We start from the raw sequence: 25,710 nt of genomic DNA, 5'->3' as shown, positions 1-25,710 counted from the left end.
TTGCTATTCTATCCTTGTATAATTTTCTGAATTATACTTGTTCCCGTCATTGTCGAAAGATATCTGACTGTAGGTGTCTTTTCCAAGTTTTAATTCAAAACGAAATACTTGTACGGTATCTACTATCTTCATCATAGCTTGAGACGCATATTCTAGTTGTTCTTCAAGAATGCCATCTTTTACTTCGTAGGTTCCATACCCAAACCATTCATTGGTGTCGGTAGGGTTGTAACGAGACCACATGACTTTTCCTTTACTGTAAATTTTAACCTGTCTATATCCATTGAGGTTATATAAAGTGTCCAATATCTCATTATTTTCATAAATATATTGATGCTTCATTTCCCAGACTCCTTCAAGGGAATATTCATTTTGATTGCCTTCAGTTGTTGAAGCCGCTATAAAAACCACTGCTAATAAAATGGAGAAAGCAATTATTGCTAATTTTTTCATATCGAAGAGCGTTTAAGTTGGTATCCAATTAAATAAGCCGATATTAAATTACATAAAATTAATGACATTATTGTTGTTAGTGCTATAAAAGTTACATTTTGGCGAAAACCCTCATTAGGAAGTCTTTCTGATTATTATATGTCCAAAAATGAACATATTTTTGGACCACCAGATTGAAGGATTTACTTTCTTCATGAACAAATTAATTTGGTTAGTTTTTTTAAACCTCCATGTGGTACCTTATCATTTGGAGGTTTTTATTTGTGTATATTGGAGCCAAAATTTTCCGCAAAATGATTTCGAAGATTATCGCAAATAGAAGAGCTGTATATCCTGCACAATACAATATGGAAGAAGTAACCGTTGAAGAAATTAAAACCATTTTGCAGGCCGCAAATTGGGCACCAACGCATAGAAGGACCGAACCATGGAGGTTTATTGTTTTTCATTCCAAAGAATCCAGAGGAAAACTAGCCGAGTTTTTATCCACTACCTATAAAGAAAAGTCTAATAATTTTTCTGAAGTTAAATATAAAAAGTATCAAGTTAACCCAGTGAAAGCTGCTTGTGTCATCGCTATTTGTTTTCAAAGAGATCCTAAAGAATCTATCCCCGAATGGGAAGAAATTGCATCAACCGCTATGGCTGTGCAAAATATGTGGTTAACGGCTTCAGAAATGAAGATAGGTGCCTATTGGAGTTCTCCTTCCGTAAGTGGTTCTTTAGGAAAACTTGTTGACATGAATACCGGAGAACGTTGTATAGGTTTTTTCTATTTAGGAAAGTATGATGGTGAACTCCCTGAAGGGTCTAGGCAAACAACCATCGATGGAAAAACGCGTTGGGTTTAGTTTTGTGATGACATATTAAAAGTCTATCGATGTATTAAAAAATACATCCATATGAAACATTTTGCTATACTTTCTCTGTCAATCATTTTTTTACTATCATCCTGTAGTAAGGATAATAATAACGAAACTCCCGCAAACGACTTTAGGAATTTTAACTCTCAAATATGTACAAACGTTACAGGTGTTCAGGCATTGTACTGGGATTATGCTCATGGGTTACCTGTTCCTTTAACACAAATTCCTACCATAGCTAATCCAGGCACACAATTTATTCATACACAATATCCAGGATTAGGATTTACTATGCCAGCTGGGTATAGTGCAACAGAAATAACAATTCCACAGATTCAAGCTTTAGGTGTAAATGTTGTACGTAATGACAATAATGTGGTTTGGAGATATATTCCTTCTTTATCTCTTCAAGGAAATGTAGGGGTTAACGATGTTTTGGCTTTAGAAATTAATAATATGTTTAGTGTACTAGGTTTTAACGGTTCCCCCCAAGTGGTATGCACAACAAACGAAACAGGAATTATTGCAGGGACTTTTCCTTCGGCATTTGGTGCTAGACTATTGCGTTTTGGCAATTTTACGGCGTTAGTTTGGGCAAGAACGATGGTCGATACGACACTCAATGTTACGTTTACTTCCATATCGGTATCCGTTGCTCCTACAACTGAATTTGATGCCGTTGTTTTTGAAACCTTTTTACCCATTAGTTTCCAGTTATTATTTATAGATAATGATGTAAGAGATTCAGATTTAGATGGATTTCCAGATAACCAAGATAATTTTCCTTTTGACCCAACTAGACATTAATCTAAAAAAGTAAGTCAAAATTTACAATCACTTTATAAATAAATAGCCCTAAATACACTAGTGTCGCGAAAAACTTGAGGAAAGTAGATGCTAGAAATCCAAAAAAGGATCCCAAAGCTGCTTTAAATGCTTGGGGTCCTTCGGTTTTATTAAATGCCAATTCCCCAACGAGTGCTCCTACAAAAGGACCAATTAGAATTCCAAAAGGGATAGGAGCTAAAATACCAATAATTAAACCAATGGTAGTTCCCCATGCTCCAGCTTCACTTCCTCCAAAACGCTTGGTTCCCATCGCAGGAATGATATAATCCATAATGTAAATTCCTATACCAACAATTCCTGTAATGATGATAAAAGTCCAATCAAATTCTAAAGAGGGTGCTAAATAGAGTACTATTAAACCTAGCCAGGAAAGCGGAGTCCCTGGAATCACTGGGAGGATACTGCCGGCAATTCCTACGAGCATAAATAATAAACCAATAAGAATACAAAGGATGTCCATATGGTGCTATTCGACTAACAATTTACTGAAACGTTACAAATTAATAACTAAAAAATTAGTTTAAACTAAAAATTTAGTTATATTTGAAATCTAAATGCAATAAGATGAAACAACTTACTAAAGCAGAAGAGGATATCATGCAGGTACTTTGGGATTTGGGTGAAGCCAATGTAGCCAGCATTATAGATGAGCTTCCTAATCCTAAACCTGCGTATAATACAGTATCCACTATTGTTAGAATTTTGGAAAGTAAAGAATTTGTGGATTACAGACGTGAGGGAAGAGGACATATTTATTTTCCGATAATCGCTAAAGCAGATTACAGTAATCAATCTATTAATAAATTGGTAGATGGCTACTTTAAAGGTTCTTTTAAAAGTATGGTTTCATTTTTTGTAAAAGAAAATGATGTAAATATTAATGAACTTGAGGCAATATTGAAAGAGATAAATAAAGAAACAAAATCATGATATCCTATTTTATTCAAATTATAGTGTTTCAGCTTTTATTGTTAGGAGTTTATGATCTTTTCCTTAAAAGAGAAACTTTTTTTCAGTTAAATAGAGTGTATTTACTTTTTACACCCATTTTCATAATGATGGTTCCTTTCTTAAAATTTGAGGGATTACAAAATACTTTAAATAGTGTGGTTACCATCAATCTACCAGAGATTTTAGTATCAAACACAACACAGACTATTAGTACCTCTTTTGTTTCTTCTGAACAAGTATTTCAATTTATTTGGCTTACTGGAATTGCAGTTTCGCTTTATTACTTTGTTAAGAAACTGAACAGAATTCATCAACTAAAAAAACAAGGTGAAGTAGAAAAGTATTCAGACTTTACCGTGGTTTATATTCCCAATACAGATGTTGCTTTTACGTTTTTAAAGTCGATTTTTTTAGGGGAATATCTTACCCAAAAACAAAAGGAGGATATTCTTTTACACGAAGCTGTCCACGCGCGCCAAAATCATACCATCGATTTACTTATATACGAAATTCTAAAAATTGTTTTTTGGTTTAATCCTTTATTTTATTTGTTTCAAAAAAGAGTGTCGGCACTTCAAGAATTTATTGCAGATGCTTCCGTTGTGCAGCAAATAAAGAAGCGCGATTATTACGAAAACTTGCTTTCAAAATTATTTCAAACCGAAACTATTTCATTTATCAATACTTTTTTCAATCATTCATTAATTAAAAAACGAATCGTTATGTTACAAAAATCGAAATCTACAAAAAAGGCGTTAGTAAAGTATTTAGCTGTATTGCCTATCATTGGAGCCATGGTAATTTATACTTCCTGTGTAAATGAAGTCAAAGGAAACCAAACAGCAACTAGTAAGACCCCTATTACCGAAACCGCTCCACAACAAGACAAAGAATTAACTTTGAAAGACATTGATAAGGTCCCGGTATATCCCGGCTGTGAGGGGATGTCTAATGAAGAAGCTAAAAAGTGCTTTACACAAAACGTGGCGCAGCATGTAGTAAAGGAGTTCAGTAAAGACATTAAAAATGCTGAGATAACTGGAAGACAAAAAATAGTAGTACAATTTGTTATCGACTCCAACGGCGAAATTAAAGATGTGACTGCTAAATCCGATTTTAAAGAATTACAAGATGAAGCTATTAGAGTTGGGAAAACACTTCCAAAAATGATTCCAGGAGAGCATAAAGGAAAAAAAGTTGCAGTACAGTTTGCATTACCAATACTCTTTGAAATCTAAAATTTAGTATTCTTAAAATTTTTAAAACCGAAGTATTGCTTCGGTTTTTTGTTATAGCTGTGTTTCAAGGGAAATGTGTAATTTTAGCTAATGAAAATTCCCAAAGTATTTTTTTTAGGATTTCTATGGATAGTATCCTCATGCCAGTATTTTAATACCGAGCGAATTTCTTCCGAAACCTTTTATGAAGAAGAGATTGAAAGTATTAATTGGAGCGAGGTTGATACCTATCCCATGTTTGGCGAATGCGAAAAATATACCGAAAAAGAGGAGCAAAAATCGTGCTTTCAAAATGTGGTAAATTCTGCTATTAAACAGGAACTCTCTGAAGAAAATTTAGTCACCTCACAAGAAATTAGTGATACAGTTACCATTATTCTTCAAATTGATAAAAAGGGAAATTTAGTTATTGAAGAAGTGATAGCCGATAGCCTTACATTAAAGAAAGTTCCAAGTTTATCTCGACTATTTCAAGAAAGTATTGGTAAAATTTCCAACCCAGCGCCGGCGTATAAAAGGGGTATACCCGTGACTACCACCATACGGTTACCTTTTATTTTAAATTCAGAAAATTTATAAATTCCATTTATACCCAACTACTAGATCTATTGAAAATTCTCCATTATCATTAAGGTTTAGCGCAAAAATGTCTTGGTATAAAAAGGTTAAATAACCATTCCCAAGAGCAATATCAGTACCAATTCCGATTCCAAAAGGAGCTTGAAATTCACTTCCCGACGCCTTAATATTGGTTACCTCTCCATTTCCATCTGTAAAGCTTAAATCTTGAGATATGTGAACAAAATCGGCAAATTTAGTATTCACATAAATATCAAAAGTTTCCGTCTTTACAAACTTAAAGCGATAGTTAAGTGAAAACTGTGTTGATGAAAAATCGTAATCATTATTTCCCAAAATATGGCGTAACAAGAGCGCCATACTATGCCGCTTAAGTTTCACGTCATCAATAATTTCCAATTCTACACCAAATTGCGGAAGTGATGTATTATCAGGGTTTACAAAATAAGGGTAATTGGAAATCCCAGCGAATACTCCTAAACGTGCTTTTAGTTGTACCGAAGTAGTTTTTGAAACATAGGAAGCGTCATTTTGTACATTATAGGCATCCACAGCTCTCACTAAATCTGCTTTCGTTAATTTTACTTTTGAAGTATCCGAACCTGTGTAATTTCTTAGTACATCTTTATATTCCTCTTGATAATCACCATCAACTTTGGTGTTTTTTAGTTCGACTATTTCATCGCCTTTTTTAATGAAATAACGGTAATTACCATCAAAACTATTCCAAAGAAGGGTGAGATTTCCTTCTGCTTCGGGATACAATGTTAGATTTTCTCCATTTACAGAATACGACTGTTGTGAAAATGAAATTTGAGTCAAAAATATAGAAAGAACAATTAGTAGGTATTTCATAACATATTGATTTGGTACGCTTAAAGGTAAAAAAATAATTGAAACGAAGCCTATTTTTTAAACGTCCTATCTTTCCATTGATAAGCTCCATGAAAGCTATTAAGTACAACCCAAACAACCATAAAAGAATAGACAAAGGAACTTAGAAATACATAGAAGAGGTTAATTTTTAGCTTAAGAAACCTAGCTTCAACGACTAAAATTATACTGTCCAGCATAATTTTTAAAAGTATAAACAGTGCGAAATACAATATTTTTAAAGGGAATATGAAGGAAAAAATAAGACTAATAACTAGGGTGAGATTTGTGAGTAAAGCAATGCCTCCCACTAATGACACAGCAGCGTTTTTTAAGTATTTTGTTTTTGATGCCCAACGGATGCGTTGCTGGATAATTTCTTCCCAGCTTTCTACACAATGCGTAATTATGGCAGCTTCTGGATTCTTTAAATATTTAATTTTATTAGGATATAATGCTTTTATCTTTTCCATTAAAAATATGTCATCACCACTTGCGTGTTTATCATTGTTTATAAATCCAGCAACTTCAAAAAAGGCATTCTTTTTATAGGCCAAATTTGCTCCATTGCATAGAAGCGGGATGTTATTACCAAATCCCCCCAAGGTGGTAGCCTGCAGGCTAAGTACATCAAAGAATTGATACTGTTTTAAAAAGGAGTCATCTCTTTCCAAAAATACGGGCATACACACCATTTTGGGGTGTTCTTTTTGTATAAACGCATCCAATAGTACTAACCATTTTTCTGGTATTTTACAATCCGCATCTGTAGTAACAATCCATGAATGTCGAGCTTGTTTTGCGGCTAATGAAATAGCATCCTTCTTTGGAGAATTGGAATATCTTTTGTTTGATAAAATTTCAAAATATAATGGTGCATCCTTCAAAAATGTATGAATAATTTCAACCGAAGTATCGCTAGAGTCATCATCAACAAACAAAATTTCAAATTTGGTTAGATCGTATTTTACATTTAAAAGAGTTTTTAATAAAAAGGGGAGATGCTTTTCTTCATTTCTAAAAGGGATGATAATTGAAAAGGATGTCTTTTGAGCATTATTTTTAGGAAAAAAGGCCGGATGCCTTTTAATTCCATAAAAAATCCATCCCATAACTATGAAATAGAAAATAAAAACAATGAATAAAGTAATAATCAAACCCTCTTAAAATTTATAACATAAATGCTTCCAAATATAGCGGGGAGAATAAAATTAAGAAGCCACATCGTAAATACCGTTGTGATAATTACGGTCTCATTAATATTTATGACAGACAACAGCCAAACTGCAATACTCCCTCTTACAATGACATCGAATATCAAAAACATTGGAAGTATCGAAACTACTAAATACATGGAAGTTATAAAAGGAATAGTGTCTAAAAATGAAGTGTTAGCTCCAAAATATTGAAGCAATAAATAGAATAAACTGCTAAAAATCAAGTATCTAATAATGGAGTAGATAAAGGTTTTTAACTTTATTAAAAACGAGATTTTCTGAAAATAATTCCACACATTTTTAATGGTAAATCCTTTTATAAACCATTCTTTTTTTCTGAATAAATATGCTAAAAGCGTCACAAAAACCAAGATTAAAAAGCCTGCAATTAGTTTATATTCAGATAGTTCAATACGTAGTTTTGGAAAAACTAAAAACAAGCCAACGATTCCAAAAATTAAGGTAGTTAACAATTGAAATGCATTCGATACGAAGTTGAGTAGTACTATTTTTTTTCGGTGTTGTTTTTCAAAATAAAAAACTTTAGCACCGTAATCACCAATCCGGTTAGGGGTAGCGAGAGAAACGGTAAGCGCTGCTAAACTTTGCTTTGAAGCTTCAAAAAAGGAAATCTTTTTCATAACAGAGGTTATGGTTTGCCATTTTTTAATTTCAAAAAACCAATTCGCAATTGTAATTCCAAAAAAAAGAAATAGATAACCAAAGCTTTTTGTTTTTACAGCGTCAAACATAATACCCCACGATGCGCTGTCTTGCAATACTATCTTTCTATAGATATAGATAAAAGCAACGCTTAAGATAAAAACCTTTAGGGCAAACCAGCCATATTGCTTAGCTTTGTGAGATAGGGCAACCATAGGGTCGCTAAAATACTAAAGTTTTAGAAGGAATGGCTTCCGAAAAAATTATATTAGGAATAGATCCAGGAACCACAGTGATGGGGTTTGGACTTATTAAAGTCATTAAAAAGGAGATGCAGTTTCTTCAATTAAATGAACTACAACTTTCAAAATACGACGATCATTACGTTCGCCTAAAACATATTTTTGAACGCACCATCGAACTTATCGATACTTTTCACCCAGACGAAATTGCGATTGAAGCACCTTTTTTCGGAAAGAATGTACAATCCATGCTCAAGTTAGGTCGTGCCCAAGGGGTTGCTATGGCAGCGGGTCTTTCACGACAAGTTCCTATTACCGAATATTCTCCAAAAAAGATTAAAATGGCCATTACGGGCAATGGAAACGCCAGTAAAGAGCAAGTAGCGAAAATGCTACAAAGTCTTTTAAGTTTGAAAGAATTACCAAAAAATCTGGATAGTACAGACGGACTTGCTGCTGCGGTGTGTCATTTTTATAACGCTGGTAAAATTGAATCTGGAAAAAGCTATACAGGATGGGGTGCTTTTGTAAAACAAAATGAGGACCGAATAGGGTAAGTATGGATTTAATCATTTTCCAATTCGACAGACAAATTCTAATTTTAAGAATTGGGTTTATGTTTTATGTAGAAAGAGAATTTTATGTAACTCCTTTTAAGGAAAAAAGAAATAAATGGATTTGGTTTCTTTTTGTTTTTGTTTTTGGATATTTTGGTTACTCTATTTATTTGGCTTTTAGAAGAAGATTGATCTTAAAAAGAGTTTTTAGTCCTAAGTTTAATAAAAGAAACTAGAATATTTTGTCAGGCATTTATATTCACATCCCCTTTTGTAAACAGGCCTGTCATTATTGTGACTTTCATTTCTCCACTTCACTTAAAAATAAGCAGCGCGTTGTAGATGCTATTTGTAAAGAATTAGTGCTTCGGAAAAGCGAGTTAAAAGGTAAAATAAAAACTATTTATTTTGGGGGAGGAACTCCGTCCTTACTTTCGGAAGAAGAACTATCCAAAATTTTTAAAACGATTGCTGAAAACTTTATAGTTTCAAAAGAGGCTGAAATTACCCTCGAAGCCAATCCAGACGATTTATCTGAAGAAAAATTACTTCAATTGTCAAAATCCACTATTAATCGTTTAAGTATTGGAGTGCAATCCTTTTTTGAGGAAGATTTAAAATTGATGAATCGTGCTCATAATGCAGGAGAAGCTTGGGAGTCGATTCAGCTTTCCAAACAATATTTCAGCAATATTAGTATTGATCTCATCTACGGAATCCCTAAAATGACCAACCAACGTTGGCTTCAAAACTTAGAAAAAGCTTTTGAGTTGAATGTACCTCACCTTTCGTGTTACGCCCTAACTGTAGAACCCAAAACAGCTTTAAAAGCCTTTATAGAGAAAGGAATTGTGCCTCCCGTTGAAGATGGAGTCGCTCAGGATCACCATCATCTTTTAGTTTCAGAGACCGAGAAAAGAGGCTTTGTAAATTATGAATTCTCCAATTTTGGAAAACCAAGTTTTGAATCGCAAAACAATTTGGCATACTGGCAAGGGAAACCGTATTTGGGAGTAGGGCCTTCGGCGCATAGTTACGATGGAAAAAACCGAAGTTGGAACGTGGCAAACAATTCAAAATACATTAAAGCTATAGAGGCCGAGACTCTTCCGTTAGAACGAGAAACGCTCACAAAAAATGATCGCTATAACGAATATGTGATGACACGATTGCGAACCATGTGGGGAATACAGTTAGAAGAAGTGGAGAAATTATTCGGGAAAAAGTATCTTGAATATTTATTAATGCAGACGCAGCTTCATATAAAAAATGACTTTTTAATACGGGAAAACGACAGGCTCATGGTCACTAAAAAAGGTAAATTTTTAAGCGACGGAATTGCAAGTGATCTTTTCTTGCTAAATTTAGACTGAAAACTCATTCCATTTGAAAGCAACAATTACCGTAGGCAAACAATTTTTCAATATCGATTTATCGAAACCACTCGATATTTCAATTCCCATAAAAGCCCATAAAGGCAAAGCACGCGCTTGGTACATTGATCCCCCGGAAGTATGGCCTGTAAAATTGGGCGATTGGATTGGAAAGGTAAGCGAAGGTGGCGGAGTCAATTTTAACAATGTGTATTTTAATCCGCATGCTCATGGCACCCATACCGAGAGTGTGGGGCATATTTCGGAGGAGTTTCATTCGGTACACAACACCTTAAAAAAGTACTTTTTTTTAGCTGAAGTGATTTCGGTAGCGCCAGAAAGTAATAAGGGAGATTTGGTCATTTCAGAAAAACAATTAAAACACTTATTGAAAGGGAAAAATCCTGAAGCCCTAGTAATACGTACGATGCCGAATTTAGCTTCCAAGAAAACCAAAAAATACTCCAATACCAATTGGCCGTACTTGGAGGGAGAAGCAGCGAATTTTTTAAGAGAATTGGGTGTGGACCATTTACTAATTGATTTACCCTCGGTGGACAAAGAAAAAGACGAAGGAAAATTATTAGCGCATAAAGCCTTTTGGGATTACCCAAAGAACACTAGATTTAATGCTACTATCACCGAATTTATTTATGTGAATAATCGCATCAAAGATGGTAGTTATATACTTAACTTACAAACTGCTTCTTTTGTGAATGATGCGACCCCAAGCCGACCTGTTTTATATAAAATTTTTTAATATGGAAGCCTCTTTAAAAATAGAAGAACTCGCCCAATTCTTATTCGGAATTTTTTTATTTACCCAATTGGATTATGCTTGGTGGTGGTTTCCCGTTTTACTATTAACACCCGATATTGGAATGTTAGGATATATAGTGAATACAAAAGTAGGAGCCTTTACCTACAATTTATTTCATCATAAAGCCGTAGCTATTTTGGTGTTACTCTTAGGGTATTATTTATCAAACGATATTATAGCATTGACAGGCATAATTTTGTTTTCTCATTCGGCAATGGATAGGATATTTGGGTACGGATTAAAATATCCAGATCTTTTTAAGCACACGCATCTAGGGAACTTAAAATAGGATGAAAAAACTTCTTGTCATTTTATGCTTTACTTCATTCCTTGGCTTTTCACAAGACTACGAAAGAGTCGATGCCACCATTGAATTATATCCTAAAACTTTTAAAAAAGCCGAAGACTTTTCAAAATTTATCACCCGTGATTTCTTTACCCAAGAAGATAAAGTACGCGCCATTTATACTTGGTTAATTCAGAATGTGAGGTATGACCCGGATGAGTATAAAAAATTCAACTATTCGTTTACCAACTATCGAGAGCGAAATCAAAAGGAAGAAAAAACCCGAGCGAAAATCATTGAAAGAACCTTACAAAATGGTATTGCCGTTTGTGAAGGCTATGCTTTTGTGTTCGAAAAACTATGCCAGTTACAAGGTATTGAAAACTACTTAATACAAGGCGATACCAAAACCCATTTTAAAGATATTGGAAGACCTTTTAAGAAAAATCATATGTGGAATGCTGCTAAGATTGGCGATACTTGGTTTTTGTTTGACGCTACGTGGGGAGCTGGGAAGTTTAACGGAAAGTTTATAAAGGAGCCTACCTATTTTTACTATAAAACGGCGCCAAATCAACTTATAAAAAGCCATTATCCCGAAATGGTGGACGACACTTTTTTAAACCCAACTTTGATGTTTTCAGAATTTACCAAGGGCCCCCTCATTATTTCACCAAATCTCATTTCGGAGGATATTATTTCACCTAAAAACGGAACTTTGTATTCCAATAGTTCGATGAATGAAATTTATTTTGAAATTAAAACAACCGCTCCAAAGGAAATCCAATATTCGTATGGAGATCAAAAAGAATCGGTGCTATTTAGAGAAAAAGAAGGGGTGGTACATTTTACCGTTCCTGTACAGATGGGACACACTTCATTACTAATTTATTTTGATGACAATCCAGTTTTGGGTTATAAAGTGGAATGATATGCACATAGAAGACTTTCGTAATTATTGCCTCTCCAAAAAAGGAGTCACCGAATCCTTCCCTTTCGATGAGCACACCCTTGTTTTTAAAGTGATGGGAAAAATGTTTGCTATCTGTGGCTTGGAGCGTATCCCATCGCAAGTCAATTTAAAATGCGACCCTGATCGATCTGTCGAGCTTCGAACCCAGTTTGACGGTTTAATCATCCCCGGTTGGCATATGAGTAAGTTGCACTGGAATACGGTTATTATTGAATCGAATCTTCCACCTAAACTCATAACAGAGCTTATTGATCATTCCTACGATTTGGTGGTTTCTGGATTAACCAAAAAATTAAAAGAGGAACTTAAAAATTTATAATCGGCTTTGCTTTTGAAACTGAAGAGGTCGCATTCCCTTCAGTTCTTTAAACTTTCGATGAAAGTTTGAAATGTTATTAAATCCGCTGGATTCAGCTATTTCGATGATACTCATTTCGGGATGTTTTTTGAGTAAATTACAAGCTTCTTCAATTCGGATTTCATTTAAAAATTCAATATAGGTTTTACGAGTTCTTTTTTTAAAATAGCGGCAAAACGCTTGAGGAGTCATAGCAGCTTCCGATGCAATTTGAGATAACCTAATTTTCTCCCGAAAATGATTCATACTAAAGTTGTAAATAATACCCATACGTCGGCCCTCATTATCTGAGTACTTTTTTGTTTGTGCAAATGAGGAAAGAGGTGTGAATGGGGATTCATTAATTTTTTTTAAGAGCTGAAGGAATAAAATGAATCGCTCCAATTTTGAAACTGCAAAAAGAGCTTCAAATAAGGAAATTATTTCTATGGAAGGGGTCAAAATTTTAAAACTCTGTGAAGCCTTTACGAAAAAAGAATCTAAGGATTTTAATTCTTCAGTTTCAAAAAAGTCACTCCCAAAGGAATCTTTTTTAAAGAAGACCGTCAGCATATGCGATGGCGAATCTTTTAGAGTAGTGCTTTTAAAAACATGGGGAACGTTGCTTCCTAAAACAATCAATTCGCCCGCTTGAAAAGAATGCACCGCATCCCCAACAATTAAGGATCCTTCCCCTTTTTTAATAACACTTAACTGAACTTCCTCGTGTTGATGAAATAAATTATAGAATAGGGGTTGCTTATCCTCTTGAAGAATAAGCGCATCATTTTTAGGCTTTGGTATGGTAAATGGAAGGACCTTCATTAGGTTAAAACATATTACAATAATAATCAATAAAAATATTTAAAATAAAAAATAGGGTAAAATAGTATCATATTTGGATAATTTTCTACGCTAAAAATCATGACAGTTGCTTTACTTTTGAATCATTAAAATAGCATCTTATGAAATTTGAATGGAAAGGCGTTATGCCTGCAGTAACTACAAAATTTACCAATGAAGACACATTGGACTTAGATTTATTTCAAGTGAATATCAAAGCGCAATTGGAAGCTGGAGTTCACGGCATTGTCCTGGGAGGCACGCTTGGCGAAGCGAGTACCTTAACCGAAGCCGAAAAAAGAACACTTACGCAAGAAACCGTTAAAATGGTTAATGGGAAAGTACCAGTATTAATTAATATTGCGGAACAATCCACAAAAGGAGCCATTGCTGCTGCTCACCATGCCGAAGAAGATGGCGCTTCAGGTTTAATGATGCTTCCGCCTATGCGTTACAAAGCCAGTGATGAAGAGACGGTGGAGTATTTTAAAGCAGTGGCGACTAATACTTCCTTACCCATTATGGTCTACAACAATCCCGTAGATTATAAAATTGAAGTTACCCAAGCTATGTTCGATGAGCTACTAAAATGTGATAACATTGAAGCAGTAAAAGAATCCACTCGTGATATATCCAATGTTACTCGGATTAAAAACAACTTCGGAGACCGACTTAAAATCATGTGTGGGGTGGATACCTTAGCTTTAGAAAGTTTATTGATGGGAGCCGATGGTTGGATTGCAGGATTGGTGTGTGCCTTCCCAGCGGAAACAGTCGCCATTTATGAACTTCAAAAGGCAGGAAGAATCCAGGAAGCCATCGAAATTTACAGATGGTTTTTACCCTTGTTGGAGTTGGATATAAACCCTAAATTAGTTCAAAATATAAAACTTGCTGAGGTTGCAACAGGAATAGGAAGTGAAACCGTACGAGCTCCTAGGTTACGACTCTCGGGAAAAGAAAGAGAAGAAGTTTTAAAAATTATAAACGATGGTGTTAAGTCACGCCCTCAATTACCAGATTACAAGAATTTATGATAACAGGGAAAAATTATATTGGATTTGAATTATCTGCGAAAGGAACTAAAACCTATCGAACCTTTAATCCGAAGGAAAATAAAGAAAACGAACACACATTTACCGAAGCTACTAAAGACGAAATAAATAAAGCTGCGCAATTGGCTTCCAAAGCCTTCAAGCAGTATAGAACAATTTCAGGAAATAAAAGAGCTACTTTTTTAAATGCCATTGCAGATGAAATTGAAGCTTTGGGAGACACTTTAGTACAAACCTATACTTCAGAATCGGGTTTGCCCGAAGGACGAGCGAAGGGTGAAAGAGGTCGTACTGTAGGTCAATTACGAATGTTCGCAAAACTCATCGAGAATGACGCTTGGAGAGAACCTACCATCGATACTGCAATTCCCGACCGAGCACCCGCTCCTAAACCCGATTTACGACAGTTACAAGTTCCCATTGGACCCATTGTGGTCTTTGGAGCGAGTAATTTCCCATTGGCGTATTCCACAGCTGGTGGAGACACCGCAAGTGCTTTGGCGGCTGGGTGTCCAGTGATTGTAAAATCTCATCCTATGCATGCTGGAACGGGTGAGTTGGTGGCTTCGGCAATCATAAAAGCGGCAAAAGATACAGGTATGCCCGAAGGTGTTTTTTCAAATTTGAACAGTTCGGGAATTGAAGTGGGACAACAATTGGTTTCTCATCCTAAGGTAAAAGGAGTAGGTTTTACGGGCAGTATTAATGGAGGAAGAGCCTTATACGATTTAGCGGCAAAACGAGACGAACCCATCCCTGTTTTTGCAGAAATGGGTAGTATTAATCCGGTCATAATTACCAAGAAGGCTTTAGAGAAAAGGGCTTCCGAAATTGCGTCCACCTATGCAGGTTCCATTACTTTGGGAACAGGACAATTTTGTACCAATCCTGGGTTGATTTTAACTTTGGAAAGCGATTTTACTTCAATATTTATTGAGGATTTAGGTGAAAAAACGGCGAATATTGATTCCTACTGCATGTTGAATCCTAATATTCATTCAGCTTTCAATAAAAAGGGAGCTGAGGTTATTGAACAACCAGAAACTACTTTGGTCGCAGAATATAAAGGGAATGTACCCGATAATTATGCAAAAGCGAAAGTAGTGACTGCCAAAGGAGATGCTTTTCTAAAAAATCCAAAACTACATCAGGAGGTTTTTGGACCTTTTTCTTTGGTGGTGCAATGTAAAGATGAGATACAATTACTTAAAATTATTGAAAATTTAGAAGGGCAATTAACAGGAACCATTATTGCTGAAAAAGAAGAATATTCGAGCCTTTCAGAAATTATTGAATCGCTACAAGATAGAGTTGGTAGAATCATTTTTAATGGGGTGCCCACAGGTGTGGAGGTGTGTGATGCAATGACGCACGGAGGACCATATCCCGCAAGTACCGATAGTCGATTCACCGCAGTCGGGAACCATTCCATCAAACGATGGGTGCGTCCTTTTAGTTACCAAGATTTTCCTTCAGAATTATTACCCGAAGTTTTGAAATCGTAATGAAAACTGTCTATAAATGCATCGATGCGCATACGTGTGGAAACCCTGTAAGAGTAGTAACTACAGGGCATCCTCCATTGTCTGGAAAGTCGATTGGTGAAAAGCGCCAACATTTTTTAAAAGAGTATGATTGGATTCGGAAAGGACTTATGTTTGAGCCACGGGGTCACGATATGATGAGCGGTAGTTTCTTTTTTGAGCCGCAATCTTCCGAAAATGATTTTGCCATTCTATTTATTGAAACCTCAGGTTGTCTCCCTATGTGTGGCCATGGAACCATTGGTGCTATCACAATTGGGGTAGAAGAAGGATTAATCAATCCTAAAGTTGAAGGAAAAGTACGAATGGAAACTCCAGCAGGTTTAGTGAATATTGAGTATGAAAAAGTAAACGGAAAAGTAGCTTGGGTAAAATTAAAGAATGTTGCATCGTATTTAGCCGAAGAAAACCTTAGCATCGATTGTAAAGAATTGGGTGAACTTATTTTTGATGTTGCCTACGGTGGAAACTTTTATGCCATTGTGGATCCACAGAAAAATTTTAGCGGGGTACAAGATTTTACGGCTAGTAAATTAATTCAGTATTCGCAGGAAATACGTGAGAAAATAAATCAAAATTACCCTAATCATTTTATTCACCCTGAAGATGAAAGGATTCGTGATGTGAGTCATATTCAGTGGACAGGAACGCCTTTAAACCCGAATTCATCTGGCAGGAATGCAGTATTTTACGGAGACAAAGCTATAGATCGCTCCCCTTGTGGTACGGGGACTTCGGCACGAATGGCTCAATTATTTACCAAAGGAAAACTTAAAAATGGGGAAACTTTTATTCATGAAAGTTATATTGGTTCTACCTTTGAAGGTCGCATAGAAGAAGAAACAAAAATGGGTGACAAAAAGGCCATCATTCCTAGTATTAAAGGATGGGCAAAAATTTATGGGTACAATACAATTACTATTGATCCCGAAGATGATCCTTATGCATACGGATTTCAAGTAATATGAGTAAAAAAGTTGTTGTTATTGGAGGCGGAATTATTGGGCTTTGCTCCGCCTATTATCTTTCAAAAGAAGGATGTGAGGTTACAGTTATCGATCAATCTTCCATGGATTTTGGCGCTTCCTATGTAAACGCAGGGTATCTAACACCCAGTCATATTATTCCATTAGCGGCCCCTGGCGCCATGAAACAAGGATTGAAATGGATGTTTAATCCTGCAAGTCCGTTATTTATAAAACCTCGTTTGGATGCTTCTTTTTTGCAATGGGTTTGGGCGTTTAATAAATCGTGTTCAGAGAAAAATGTATCAAATTCAATTAAAGCCATCAAGGATATTAATTTATTAAGTGTTGATTTATTTTCTGAATTAAAAGCGGATGAGAAATTCAACTTTCAATTAGAACACAAAGGACTGTTGATGCTATGTCAAAGCGAAAAAGCTTTAAATCACGAAGTGGAAGTGGCTTATTTAGCAGCTAAAGAGGGCCTAGATGTAACCGTTTTAAATGCTTCCGAATTAGAAAAATTGGAACCCAATGCCCAAATCCTAAGTGTGGGTGCAGTACATTATAAATGTGATTGGCACACAACACCCAATGTGTTTATGAGTGAAATGAAAGCACATTTGGAAAATAAAGGAGTTACTTTTTATAAAAATGAAAAGGTAGAAGACCTCCAATTTTCTGAAAGGAAAATAAAAGAAATTAAAACACAAAGTCAGTCAATTTCTGCAGATGAATTTGTGTTAGCAGCTGGGTCTTGGAGCCAATTGTTAAGTAAAAAGTCAGGGATAAAGATTCCATTGGAAGCTGGAAAGGGGTATCGAATCAATACCGAAAGGGAAACAGGAATAACGATTCCTGCCATCCTTACCGAAGCCCGTGTAGCGGTCACTCCAATGGATAGATTTACCCGTTTTGCAGGAACTATGGAAATTGCAGGGATTCATCATAAAATAAACCCTGTGCGTGTTGAAGCTATTGCTAAGGCTGCAGAAAAATACTACCTAAATGTGTCGATTAATGAAAAAGAAAAGGCCCATGCGGCTTGCGGATTACGACCTGTTTCACCAGACGGAAAACCCTATATTGGGAAATCTTCAAAATGTGATAATTTAACCATAGCCACGGGTCATGCAATGATGGGTTGGAGTATGGGTCCTGCTACGGGGAAACTGGTTTCAGAAGTAATTCTGGATAAAAAACGTTCTATGAATCTAGATGCTTTTCATCCAGATAGAAAATTTTAAGAACTACAAGACATATCAGCAACTATCTTCCATTGGTCATCAATCTTTTTGAAGATAATCATAAAGATTCCGTTGGCATCGCCCACAATTCGTTTCAAAAAGTATTCGCCCATGACCCAATAAGCATCTCGTTCAATTTCAGAAATATCATTTATTTTAAATGTTAGTGTGCCACTGTGATCTGCAGAAGGATATCCTTTTTTGTAATTGGCAAGGGTTTGATCCCAACCGTAGGTAATGCCATTACTACCATAAAATTTGAGGGAGTCACTCTTCCAATAGCCTTGCATAAAACCTTCCAAATCATTTTTACTCCACGCAATTTCTTGGGCTTTCATAACGGCTAGAATAGCTGCTTTATCTTCGGATTGTCGTATTTCTTTTTTTTGAGTGGTTTCGGCAGAAACGTGGACTTGACAACTTACAAGAGCTACGAATAGGGTAATAACGAGAAGATATTTCATTTTTGAAAGATTTACTTACCTACAAAGTTAGAAATCTTTTTTAAGCGCTTTCCTTCTAATTAATAAAACGGGAATTAAAACCCAAAGAAACAGCACTCCTAGCGAAACAATAAGTCCCCAGCTTGTGCCGAAAAACTTTTGAAAAACAGCACCCGTATAGCCCATTAACGCCGAAATGTCCAACTTTAAAAGAATTAAAATCCGTGACAAATCTATGGGGTTTGCCATACTGGCGATAAGTGAAAACGTATCGAGGGGATATTCCTCAAAAAGGATGAGTGATATTAAAAATAGTCCGTCATAAATAACGGCCATAAAGAGCCAAAAGAGAATTGCATAGCCGAAGCCTTTAATTCTATTTTCATTGGATAAGCCTATGTAAAATGAAATAGCTGTGAATATAAATGTGAGAAATCCGCCGGTCACCAAAAGCAATGAAAAGTCTAAAATGGCTTCAGATTTAAAAATACCATAGACCAAAAAAGGAATTCCTAACCCTAAAATTAAACTTAACGATAGAGACGTAGCCACACCCAAATATTGCCCAATAAAAATGGAGGTTCGTTTTAGGGGTTGGGCGAGTAAAAGTTCTGTAAATTCTTTCGAATTATAAAAATACATAATCCCAAACATAGTCCCCATGAGTGGTACAAGGATAATGATAACATTCATTAAGGTAATGACCGCTTTGGAAACATCGTTATTCAAAAAAAGCAAAACAAAGCCTAATAGAAGATAGAAGGCAAAATAGACATAGCTCCATCTGCTTCGTATTAAATCGTAGAAACTATATTTTAATATTTTAAGCATGAGCGTTTTTTAAAAGGTGGGCAATGGCATGTTCAAAATCATCTTCATTTGTTTCATTTTTTAAGTCGGCAATGGTTCCATTAAAATAGATTTTGCCTTCCCAAATAAACATCACCTTATCACATACAGCTTCTACAAAACTCATAATGTGAGACGAAATAAGGAGTGTTTTTCCTTTGACTTTTTGCTCTAAAATGATGTCTTTAAGCACCAATAACGACACGGGGTCAAGACCCGAAGTGGGTTCGTCTAAAATAATAATTGGACTGTCGAACATAAAAGCAAGCACGAGATTTACTTTTTGTTTTGTACCTCCAGATAGGTTTCCTAGTTTTTTATTTAGAAAAGGATGTAATGAAAATAAATCGATGTATTTGTTTTCATTGGCTATATCACCACCTCGAATATCCTTTATCATTTTAATGAGTTCAAATACTTTTAGGTTATTGGGGAAATTGGCAATTTGGGGTAAATAATCAATTTGTTTTCGGTATTCCCAACCCTTTTTAATGTTCCTAGTATTTAGGAAAATTTCACCTTGATTGGGCAAAACCATCCCAAGAATACTTTTTATTAATGTGGTTTTTCCCGAGCCATTAGGGCCCAATACCGCAATAGCATTTCCTTCAGGTATAACAAGATCTACTCCTTTTAACACCTCATTTTTACTAAAGGACTTATGAATGTTTTTAATTTCTATCATATACAATGCGTTTCATTTTTGGTGAGATATCCTCAAGATTATTTGGGGTAAAAACTGGAGATACTTTTTCAGAAAAATCGATAATATCTATAAATAAACTTCTTAAAAGTATAATCGCTTCAGGTGTTCTATTGGCAACGTACGAAAAAAGTTTTACGGGCTTATGCGGTACATCTCCAATACCGTCTTTATCAAGGTCATAACCACTGTAATCACTCCAATGGTTGTTTTCAAATTTATTGTCATTCAATTTACTGTTATAGGATAAATCGAAGGTATTGTAAAGGAAATTATTTTCTGAAAAAATATTGGTATAACATGCACCTCGCGATTTAATCGCCCATCCGTTTTTTTCGAACGTATTGAAGGAGTAGGTCACCCGATTTGAACCTTCGATATTGATACCCGTGGTGTTTTCTTTAAAGAGATTGCCTTTTATTTTAGAATCATTTATTTCTTTCAGTAACAAACCGTAGGAAGCGGTTCCCCAGTTTCCTTGAAAAATGTTGTTGTACATTTCTATCTTTTTTGAAAACATCACTGCTACCCCCGCTCCATTATTTTGAAAGTCGTTGTTTTCATAAATATCGTCATTTGAAAACATAAAATGAAGCCCGTATCGTACGTTGTCTGTACTAATATTGTTTGTGATGCTACAATGATCTGCAAATTCTAGATAAATCCCATCTCTCACGTGTGTGATAATGTTTTTGTCCACTTCGATATGATGGCTATACCATAACTGAATGCCATTTCCCGAATTAAATTCTTCTTTGGCATCCCCAATTATTTTATTGTGAAATACTTTGCCGTAGCTTGATTTTTCGAGATAAATTCCAAAGAAAAGTTTCTCCAAGACCAAGTTTTTAATGACAAAATTCTTGCTTTTTACAACTCTCACTGCTGAAAAATCTTCGGTATAACTTGTGCCAACATTAATAATAAATAAACCATCTAAGGTGACATTGTCTGCCGTAATTCGAATGATTTCTCCTTTCAGTTCTCCATCAATAACTGGATAATTTTCGCCAATGATGGTTAGGGGTTTATTGATGTCAATATTATACTCTTTGTAAGTCCCTTTTTTGATTAGAATAGTATCATTTTCCGAAGCAATTTCAATAGCTTCTTTAACGGTTTTCACTTTGCAAGTGGCGCATACCTCAATAGTATTGGCAACACTCGTCCAAGTAGATACCAAGAAAAGAATGATATATATTATAGGGGTTTTCAACTAGCGAATAATTAAAAATTTTGAATTTTGAATGGCGGCAACACTATGAAGCTCTTTGGCAGGAAACTGAAAACTCTCATTTTCTTTTATCATATATTCCTTTTCGGCAATATAAAAAACTATTTGTCCTTCCAGCATTTGTAAGAAAGCATTTCTTGGCGCATCATGTTTTGGAAATATACTTCCTTTTTCTAAGGATATATATAAGATTTCAGCATGTTCTTGCTTCCATAATTTCTGAATCGATAGACCCTCAAATTTAGTATTTGAAATAGTAGTGTCTATTTTGTAAAAATCACTCATTAGTTTCCCATGTGCTTTAGAAGTTCTTCCCAAGTATAAATGTTGCCACCTTTTTCCTTAACAATGGATTCTGCTTCGGCCTTTGTCGGCACTGACGATAGAAATGCACCCATAGGACTTGGAATATTTTCTGAAATGATGAAATACGATTCCCTAGCATTAATGAGTGATTCAGATACATTATAATTCCCAGCTAAAAACAACCCAACCATTGAGGTGTCGATGTCTTCGGAATAATGCACCATACACTCTATAGCATCAAAACTGTAGGCTTTTCCTTTTTTCGTCACTATCTGTGCCGCGTGTTGTTTATCGACTATGGTCATTTGACAAAACTCGCAATGGTCTGCTCCATAGTTTATTTCCTTTTGTTTTATTTGGCATGCTAACAAAAGGAAGAATGCCACAAATAAAGTATATTTAATTGCTTTCATTATTGAGAGTTTTAGCCTTTTCTTTTTTTCCTAACCAGAATGCTATAAAAGATAAGAACATACCAAAGGCCAGAAAATAGGCGCCTAATTGTGGATAGGAATGTGCTCTAAAGTTAAGAATATCTTTTGATCCAAATAAAGGAGGTTGAAAGCCCATAATACTGCCATCGGGATTAGTGAATTTCATAATAGCCTTAGGATCTAGATTGTGTCCATAATCATGTTCCCACAAGTAGAAATCATAAATTCCCGCTCCTGAAAGTATGAGCATGACAATTAACCAGCCTAAAAACCATTTGTAGTTTCCTTTTAATCCTATTAATAAACCTAGGATTGACATCGTAATGATTACTGCTGGAAATATTTTAAATTCTGGAATGGACTCCGGAATGTATTTCATCCCTACATAGTGATTCATCAAATTAATATTTTTTATATCGTGAGGATTTGCATCTGCAAAATCATTTATGTAGATATCCATCCCCAGTGGAATGGGATATTGAGGGGCTTCCAAGGTGATATTCCAAAGGGGAAAAAGGAATAGGCCTAAAATGGATAGGGAAGCCAATAGCATAATAATATTTGATTTTTTAAGCTTCATGTTGTAGTTATTTAAAGTTAGGGTGGGGTTTTTAGGCCCCACCCATAAAGGAATTACTAATTACTAATCTTATCAATTCCCTTTTTTAATCTTCACCTAAGGACCAAGATAGTGGTAAGGTTGAGCTAGCTGGTGAAACTCTAACATATCCTTGCATTTCTTGGTGCAATGCAGAACAGAAATCTGTACAGTAGAATGGCCAAACCCCTACTTGTTTGGGTTCCCATAGGAAGGTTTCAGTCTGCCCAGGCATAATTAATAATTCGGATGTATTCGCTCCAATCATACTTATACCGTGTGGCACATCGTAATCCTGCTCTAGGTTGGTTACGTGGAAATATACTTTATCACCTACTTTAATCCCTTCAATATTATCTGGCGCAAAGTGACTTCGTATCATCGTCATGTATACGTGTACTACATTTCCATCTCTAACAACTTTTGTATCTGCTTCGGTTTTTACTGCAAATGGGTGTTCATTTTCTTCAAGTTTGTATATTTTCTTAGAATTTTTCATGACTATGTCGGCTCTAATTCCTGCAGCGTAATGAGGCTCACCAATGGTTGGGAAGTCTAATAAAAGCTCCATTTTATCACCAGAAATATCGTATAACTGAGCTGATTGTGTTACTTCGGGTCCCGTTGGGAGATAACGATCTTTAGTGATTTTATTCATTGCAAGAACATAATCTCCAAAAGGTTCTCTAGAGTTTCCTCCTGGAATCATTAAGTGACCTACTGAATAGTAACACGGTTGTCTGTCGACTACTTCCCATGTGCCTAATTTCCATTTTACCACTTCAGAAGAAATGAAGAATGTTGTATAGGCATTTCCTTTACCATCAAACTCAGTATGAAGTGGTCCCAATCCAGCTTGATCTACTACTCCGGCCAATACATCTTCAAATTTTAAGATCGGAATACCATAGGCTTCCCCGTCAAACTTTTTCGCTTCAATAGCGGCAAGCATTTTTGTAAATGAATGAATTGTAAGGTTTGCAGAAAGTTTACCATTACCAACAATATATTCACCAGAAGGATCTACATCACAACCGTGAGGAGATTTTGGTGTGGGTAATAAATAAACCAAGCCAGGTAATTCTGAAGCATCCAACATAAGCACTTCGTCTTTCATTGTTGAAGTTGCTGTATGGGTTTTTTCATTATACACATTATGTGCATATTTTGCAGGCATCATTTTTCCTTTTCCAGCCTTGATGTATTCTTCGGCTTTTTTCCAGTTTACCGCAGCGATAAAGTCTTTGTCATTTTGAGAAGCATTAACTTCCATCAATGTGCTAGCTTCTTCCGTGTTATATGTAGAGAAGAAGAACCATCCGTGAGATGCACCACGCCCTGGGTGTGCCAAGTCGTAATCGAAACCGGGCATCATAATCTGGAATTTAAGATCCATTCCGCCATCCTCAGGATCTACACTTATAAAAGATAATGATCCTTTAAAGTTTCCTTTGTATTCTTTTATAGGCATATCTCTTTGCGGAATGGGTACAGAAAAGCGAGTTCCTGCGACAACATATTCAGTGTTTTCAGTTACAAATGAGGAACTATGGTTACCTGCACTGTTAGGGATTTCTATAATCTCTGTTGTTTCGAAAGTTGTTAAATCAATTTTTGCAATACGTGGGGTATTGTTTCCGTTGATGAATACCCAACGTCCATCTACCACTCCGTTGGTTTGCGAAATATCCGGGTGGTGGGCATCGTCCCAAGGAACAAATCCGTGAGAAGTATTAAGCATAGGTTTAGTTTCTTCATTATATCCCCAAGCTTTTTCTGCATCTTGCGAGAAAACAGGGATTACTTTAAACAGTCTTCCAGATGGTAGTCCATAAACAGAAAGCTGACCGCTAAAACCTCCAGAAATAAAGGCGTAGTATTCGTCATATTCACCGGGAGCTACATACACTTTTTCGGCTGCGTTAGAGCCAAGTGCTCCCTGCTTTTTCTTTATGTTTTGCGAATTGTTACCACAGCTTATAAGCATTCCTAGGAAGGCAAAAGCTGTAATTAAATGGATTATTTTTTTCATTGTTAATTATTTACGATTAGTGATTAATTGTTTGGAAGGATGACGGCATCTACTACGTGAACAATACCATTTCCAGCGGGTACGCTAGCAATAATTTTTGCTCCTCCTATAAATACATCTTCATCTTTTACTTCTACGATAACATTTTCATTACTTGCTTGTCCCAACGTTTTGAATTTTTTCAGGAATTCTTTGTCGTATTTTCCGGGAGTTACATGATGCTTTAAAATAAAGGCTAATTGGTCCTTATTCTCAGGCTTCAATAAATTTTCGACTGTCCCTTCAGGGAGTTTGTTAAATGCTTCATTAGTTGGTGCAAAAACCATTAGAGGTCCCGTATTTACTAGCGCATTTTCTAATGACGCTGCTTGCACAGCAGCAACTAGGGTAGTGTGATCTGGAGAGCCAATAGCAATATCTAGGACATTGGGTGTGGCTTCGTCATCCTTCAAAAATGCTTGCCCTTGAGATTCGGTGGTAGCATTTTCAGAAGGGGAATCTACTTTTGCATCGTTAGTTTCGTTAGGGGTGTTGTTTTTACAGCTTATAACTGCTAAGAAACTTAATAAAACAAAAGCTGTTTTTAATAGTGCTTTCATAATTAATTGGTTTTAGTAATTATTTTATTCAAGTGTTCTGAAATATTCCAAAATACTTCTAGCTTCTTCTTCTGTTAAACCTTGATTTGCCATAGGAGAGCCATTAAATTCTATCAATAATTGTTTTGCAAGAGGATCCTTTTGAGTCATTTCCTCCGGATTTAAAATCATGTTCATTACCCATTCTGGAGTTCTGCGTTCCAAAATCTTGTTTGGGGCAGGGCCAATAAATTTCTTGCCTATTTTATGGCAAGCAGTACATTTTGCTTTAAATACTTCTTCACCTTTTAAAGCCATGGCAGAATTAATCTCTGCATCCAGCGTGACACTTGTTATAGGGCCAATACCTTTATTAGTTAGGTCTATCGTTTCAGAAGCCTTTGCGACTTCTTTTTTAACCTCTTCCTTTTTTGGTTGGGTAGTCCCAATAGATATTTTCTCTTCTTTTTTGGTATCTTTCTCTCCACAACTCATAAGTAGAGCTAAAGTTGAAATTGCTAAAATTTTAAAACTAAGTTTCATAGGTATGATTGTTAAATTATCTAAGCAAAAGTAAAGGGTGTACTTGTTCTAAAATATGACCA

General features: G+C 35.6%; 32 protein-coding genes. 16 read left to right on the top strand and 16 right to left on the bottom strand.

The window, feature by feature from the left end; translation table 11 throughout:
- Window positions 1-3: 3 nt before the first annotated feature.
- Window positions 4-453 carry a hypothetical protein gene (locus KXJ69_RS02505; RefSeq protein ID WP_219050940.1) on the bottom strand — a complete coding sequence of 150 codons (450 nt, stop codon included), beginning with the start codon at window positions 451-453 and terminating at the stop codon, window positions 4-6.
- Between the two features lie 293 nt (window positions 454-746).
- Between KXJ69_RS02505 and KXJ69_RS02500 the strand changes: the two genes are divergently transcribed.
- Together KXJ69_RS02500 and KXJ69_RS02495 are read left to right on the top strand one after the other, a co-directional pair.
- Entirely contained in the window at window positions 747-1,304 is a 558-nt protein-coding gene (locus tag KXJ69_RS02500) for a nitroreductase family protein (RefSeq protein ID WP_219050938.1), read from the top strand.
- A 51-nt stretch (window positions 1,305-1,355) separates the two neighbouring features.
- Entirely contained in the window at window positions 1,356-2,123 is a 768-nt protein-coding gene (locus KXJ69_RS02495; protein WP_219050936.1) for a hypothetical protein, read from the top strand.
- Window position 2,124: 1 nt separating this feature from the next.
- On the opposite strand, the gene KXJ69_RS02490 is transcribed toward KXJ69_RS02495, so the two are convergent.
- Window positions 2,125-2,625, bottom strand: a complete 501-nt coding sequence (locus KXJ69_RS02490) for a DUF456 domain-containing protein (protein ID WP_219050935.1) — start codon at window positions 2,623-2,625, stop codon at window positions 2,125-2,127.
- Window positions 2,626-2,729: 104 nt separating this feature from the next.
- Here KXJ69_RS02490 and KXJ69_RS02485 point away from each other — a divergent pair, with 104 nt between their 5' ends.
- The 3 genes from KXJ69_RS02485 to KXJ69_RS02475 all read left to right on the top strand — a co-directional run bounded on the left by KXJ69_RS02485 (window position 2,730) and on the right by KXJ69_RS02475 (window position 4,933).
- Complete coding sequence (locus KXJ69_RS02485; RefSeq protein WP_219050933.1) at window positions 2,730-3,095, top strand: BlaI/MecI/CopY family transcriptional regulator; 366 nt, start codon at window positions 2,730-2,732, stop codon at window positions 3,093-3,095.
- Window positions 3,092-4,354: a M56 family metallopeptidase gene (locus KXJ69_RS02480; RefSeq protein WP_219050931.1), complete on the top strand. Its 1,263-nt coding sequence runs from the start codon at window positions 3,092-3,094 to the stop codon at window positions 4,352-4,354. The genes KXJ69_RS02485 and KXJ69_RS02480 overlap by 4 nt, the downstream gene beginning before the upstream one ends.
- 90 nt (window positions 4,355-4,444) lie before the next feature.
- Window positions 4,445-4,933 (top strand): hypothetical protein, encoded by a 489-nt coding sequence (locus KXJ69_RS02475; RefSeq protein WP_219050929.1) that lies wholly within the window; start codon window positions 4,445-4,447, stop codon window positions 4,931-4,933.
- Here the strand turns inward: KXJ69_RS02475 and KXJ69_RS02470 are convergent.
- From KXJ69_RS02470 to KXJ69_RS02460, 3 genes are read right to left on the bottom strand one after another with little or no spacing between them, the layout of a single operon-like run.
- Window positions 4,928-5,788: a hypothetical protein gene (locus KXJ69_RS02470; RefSeq protein ID WP_219050927.1), complete on the bottom strand. Its 861-nt coding sequence runs from the start codon at window positions 5,786-5,788 to the stop codon at window positions 4,928-4,930. The genes KXJ69_RS02475 and KXJ69_RS02470 overlap by 6 nt on opposite strands.
- Before the next feature lie 50 nt (window positions 5,789-5,838).
- Window positions 5,839-6,918, bottom strand: a complete 1,080-nt coding sequence (locus KXJ69_RS02465; RefSeq protein ID WP_219050925.1) for a glycosyltransferase — start codon at window positions 6,916-6,918, stop codon at window positions 5,839-5,841.
- Window positions 6,919-6,959: 41 nt separating this feature from the next.
- Entirely contained in the window at window positions 6,960-7,901 is a 942-nt protein-coding gene (locus KXJ69_RS02460) for a lysylphosphatidylglycerol synthase domain-containing protein (RefSeq protein ID WP_219050923.1), read from the bottom strand.
- 32 nt (window positions 7,902-7,933) lie between these two features.
- On the opposite strand from KXJ69_RS02460, the gene ruvC reads away from it, so the two are divergent.
- The 7 genes from ruvC to KXJ69_RS02425 are packed head-to-tail and all read left to right on the top strand — an operon-like array spanning window position 7,934 to window position 12,256.
- On the top strand, window positions 7,934-8,485 hold the full coding sequence (gene ruvC / locus KXJ69_RS02455) for a crossover junction endodeoxyribonuclease RuvC (protein ID WP_219050921.1): 552 nt from the start codon (window positions 7,934-7,936) through the stop codon (window positions 8,483-8,485).
- Between the two features lie 2 nt (window positions 8,486-8,487).
- Window positions 8,488-8,721: a PLDc N-terminal domain-containing protein gene (locus KXJ69_RS13825; RefSeq protein ID WP_219050919.1), complete on the top strand. Its 234-nt coding sequence runs from the start codon at window positions 8,488-8,490 to the stop codon at window positions 8,719-8,721.
- 6 nt (window positions 8,722-8,727) lie between these two features.
- Entirely contained in the window at window positions 8,728-9,858 is a 1,131-nt protein-coding gene (hemW, locus tag KXJ69_RS02445) for a radical SAM family heme chaperone HemW (RefSeq protein WP_219050916.1), read from the top strand.
- 13 nt (window positions 9,859-9,871) lie between these two features.
- On the top strand, window positions 9,872-10,618 hold the full coding sequence (locus tag KXJ69_RS02440; protein WP_219050914.1) for a cyclase family protein: 747 nt from the start codon (window positions 9,872-9,874) through the stop codon (window positions 10,616-10,618).
- 1 nt (window position 10,619) lies between these two features.
- The gene (locus tag KXJ69_RS02435; RefSeq protein ID WP_219050912.1) at window positions 10,620-10,967 is read left to right on the top strand and encodes a DUF4260 domain-containing protein; all 348 of its coding nucleotides are present in this window, start codon (window positions 10,620-10,622) and stop codon (window positions 10,965-10,967) included.
- 1 nt (window position 10,968) lies between these two features.
- Window positions 10,969-11,895 carry a transglutaminase domain-containing protein gene (locus KXJ69_RS02430; protein WP_219050910.1) on the top strand — a complete coding sequence of 309 codons (927 nt, stop codon included), beginning with the start codon at window positions 10,969-10,971 and terminating at the stop codon, window positions 11,893-11,895.
- A 1-nt stretch (window position 11,896) separates the two neighbouring features.
- Window positions 11,897-12,256 carry an MmcQ/YjbR family DNA-binding protein gene (locus KXJ69_RS02425; RefSeq protein ID WP_219050908.1) on the top strand — a complete coding sequence of 120 codons (360 nt, stop codon included), beginning with the start codon at window positions 11,897-11,899 and terminating at the stop codon, window positions 12,254-12,256.
- Here the strand turns inward: KXJ69_RS02425 and KXJ69_RS02420 are convergent.
- Entirely contained in the window at window positions 12,251-13,099 is an 849-nt protein-coding gene (locus tag KXJ69_RS02420; RefSeq protein ID WP_219050906.1) for an AraC family transcriptional regulator, read from the bottom strand. The genes KXJ69_RS02425 and KXJ69_RS02420 overlap by 6 nt on opposite strands.
- Before the next feature lie 140 nt (window positions 13,100-13,239).
- Between KXJ69_RS02420 and KXJ69_RS02415 the strand changes: the two genes are divergently transcribed.
- From KXJ69_RS02415 to KXJ69_RS02400, 4 genes are read left to right on the top strand one after another with little or no spacing between them, the layout of a single operon-like run.
- On the top strand, window positions 13,240-14,154 hold the full coding sequence (locus tag KXJ69_RS02415) for a dihydrodipicolinate synthase family protein (RefSeq protein ID WP_219050904.1): 915 nt from the start codon (window positions 13,240-13,242) through the stop codon (window positions 14,152-14,154).
- Window positions 14,151-15,677, top strand: coding sequence for an aldehyde dehydrogenase (NADP(+)) (locus tag KXJ69_RS02410; protein WP_219050902.1), 1,527 nt, complete (start codon window positions 14,151-14,153; stop codon window positions 15,675-15,677). The genes KXJ69_RS02415 and KXJ69_RS02410 overlap by 4 nt, the downstream gene beginning before the upstream one ends.
- Window positions 15,677-16,684 carry a 4-hydroxyproline epimerase gene (locus tag KXJ69_RS02405; protein WP_219050900.1) on the top strand — a complete coding sequence of 336 codons (1,008 nt, stop codon included), beginning with the start codon at window positions 15,677-15,679 and terminating at the stop codon, window positions 16,682-16,684. The genes KXJ69_RS02410 and KXJ69_RS02405 overlap by 1 nt, the downstream gene beginning before the upstream one ends.
- Window positions 16,681-17,928, top strand: a complete 1,248-nt coding sequence (locus KXJ69_RS02400) for an NAD(P)/FAD-dependent oxidoreductase (RefSeq protein ID WP_219050898.1) — start codon at window positions 16,681-16,683, stop codon at window positions 17,926-17,928. The genes KXJ69_RS02405 and KXJ69_RS02400 overlap by 4 nt, the downstream gene beginning before the upstream one ends.
- On the opposite strand, the gene KXJ69_RS02395 is transcribed toward KXJ69_RS02400, so the two are convergent.
- The 10 genes from KXJ69_RS02395 to KXJ69_RS02350 form a co-directional block, all read right to left on the bottom strand.
- Window positions 17,925-18,392 carry a YybH family protein gene (locus KXJ69_RS02395; protein WP_219050897.1) on the bottom strand — a complete coding sequence of 156 codons (468 nt, stop codon included), beginning with the start codon at window positions 18,390-18,392 and terminating at the stop codon, window positions 17,925-17,927. The two genes, KXJ69_RS02400 and KXJ69_RS02395, sit on opposite strands and share 4 nt — an antisense overlap.
- Before the next feature lie 27 nt (window positions 18,393-18,419).
- Window positions 18,420-19,202, bottom strand: a complete 783-nt coding sequence (locus KXJ69_RS02390; RefSeq protein WP_219050895.1) for an ABC transporter permease — start codon at window positions 19,200-19,202, stop codon at window positions 18,420-18,422.
- On the bottom strand, window positions 19,195-19,905 hold the full coding sequence (locus KXJ69_RS02385) for an ABC transporter ATP-binding protein (RefSeq protein WP_219050893.1): 711 nt from the start codon (window positions 19,903-19,905) through the stop codon (window positions 19,195-19,197). The genes KXJ69_RS02390 and KXJ69_RS02385 overlap by 8 nt, the downstream gene beginning before the upstream one ends.
- Complete coding sequence (locus tag KXJ69_RS02380) at window positions 19,892-21,139, bottom strand: nitrous oxide reductase family maturation protein NosD (RefSeq protein ID WP_219050891.1); 1,248 nt, start codon at window positions 21,137-21,139, stop codon at window positions 19,892-19,894. The genes KXJ69_RS02385 and KXJ69_RS02380 overlap by 14 nt, the downstream gene beginning before the upstream one ends.
- The gene (locus tag KXJ69_RS02375) at window positions 21,140-21,442 is read right to left on the bottom strand and encodes a cupin domain-containing protein (RefSeq protein ID WP_219050889.1); all 303 of its coding nucleotides are present in this window, start codon (window positions 21,440-21,442) and stop codon (window positions 21,140-21,142) included.
- Window positions 21,442-21,876 carry a nitrous oxide reductase accessory protein NosL gene (locus tag KXJ69_RS02370; RefSeq protein ID WP_219050887.1) on the bottom strand — a complete coding sequence of 145 codons (435 nt, stop codon included), beginning with the start codon at window positions 21,874-21,876 and terminating at the stop codon, window positions 21,442-21,444. Before KXJ69_RS02370 ends, KXJ69_RS02375 begins: the two co-directional genes overlap by 1 nt.
- Complete coding sequence (locus KXJ69_RS02365; protein WP_255571157.1) at window positions 21,863-22,477, bottom strand: hypothetical protein; 615 nt, start codon at window positions 22,475-22,477, stop codon at window positions 21,863-21,865. The genes KXJ69_RS02370 and KXJ69_RS02365 overlap by 14 nt, the downstream gene beginning before the upstream one ends.
- Before the next feature lie 85 nt (window positions 22,478-22,562).
- Window positions 22,563-24,527 (bottom strand): Sec-dependent nitrous-oxide reductase, encoded by a 1,965-nt coding sequence (gene nosZ, locus KXJ69_RS02360; protein WP_219050885.1) that lies wholly within the window; start codon window positions 24,525-24,527, stop codon window positions 22,563-22,565.
- 23 nt (window positions 24,528-24,550) lie between these two features.
- A complete protein-coding gene (locus KXJ69_RS02355; protein WP_219050884.1) occupies window positions 24,551-25,126 on the bottom strand; it encodes a fasciclin domain-containing protein in 576 nt (191 codons plus the stop codon).
- A 24-nt stretch (window positions 25,127-25,150) separates the two neighbouring features.
- A complete protein-coding gene (locus KXJ69_RS02350) occupies window positions 25,151-25,648 on the bottom strand; it encodes a c-type cytochrome (RefSeq protein ID WP_219050883.1) in 498 nt (165 codons plus the stop codon).
- Window positions 25,649-25,710 lie beyond the last annotated feature (62 nt).

The organism is Halomarinibacterium sedimenti (genome assembly GCF_019312585.1).
Taxonomy (GTDB): Bacteria; Bacteroidota; Bacteroidia; order Flavobacteriales; family Flavobacteriaceae; genus Halomarinibacterium; species Halomarinibacterium sedimenti.
This window is presented reverse-complemented; position numbering and strand designations above follow the sequence as displayed.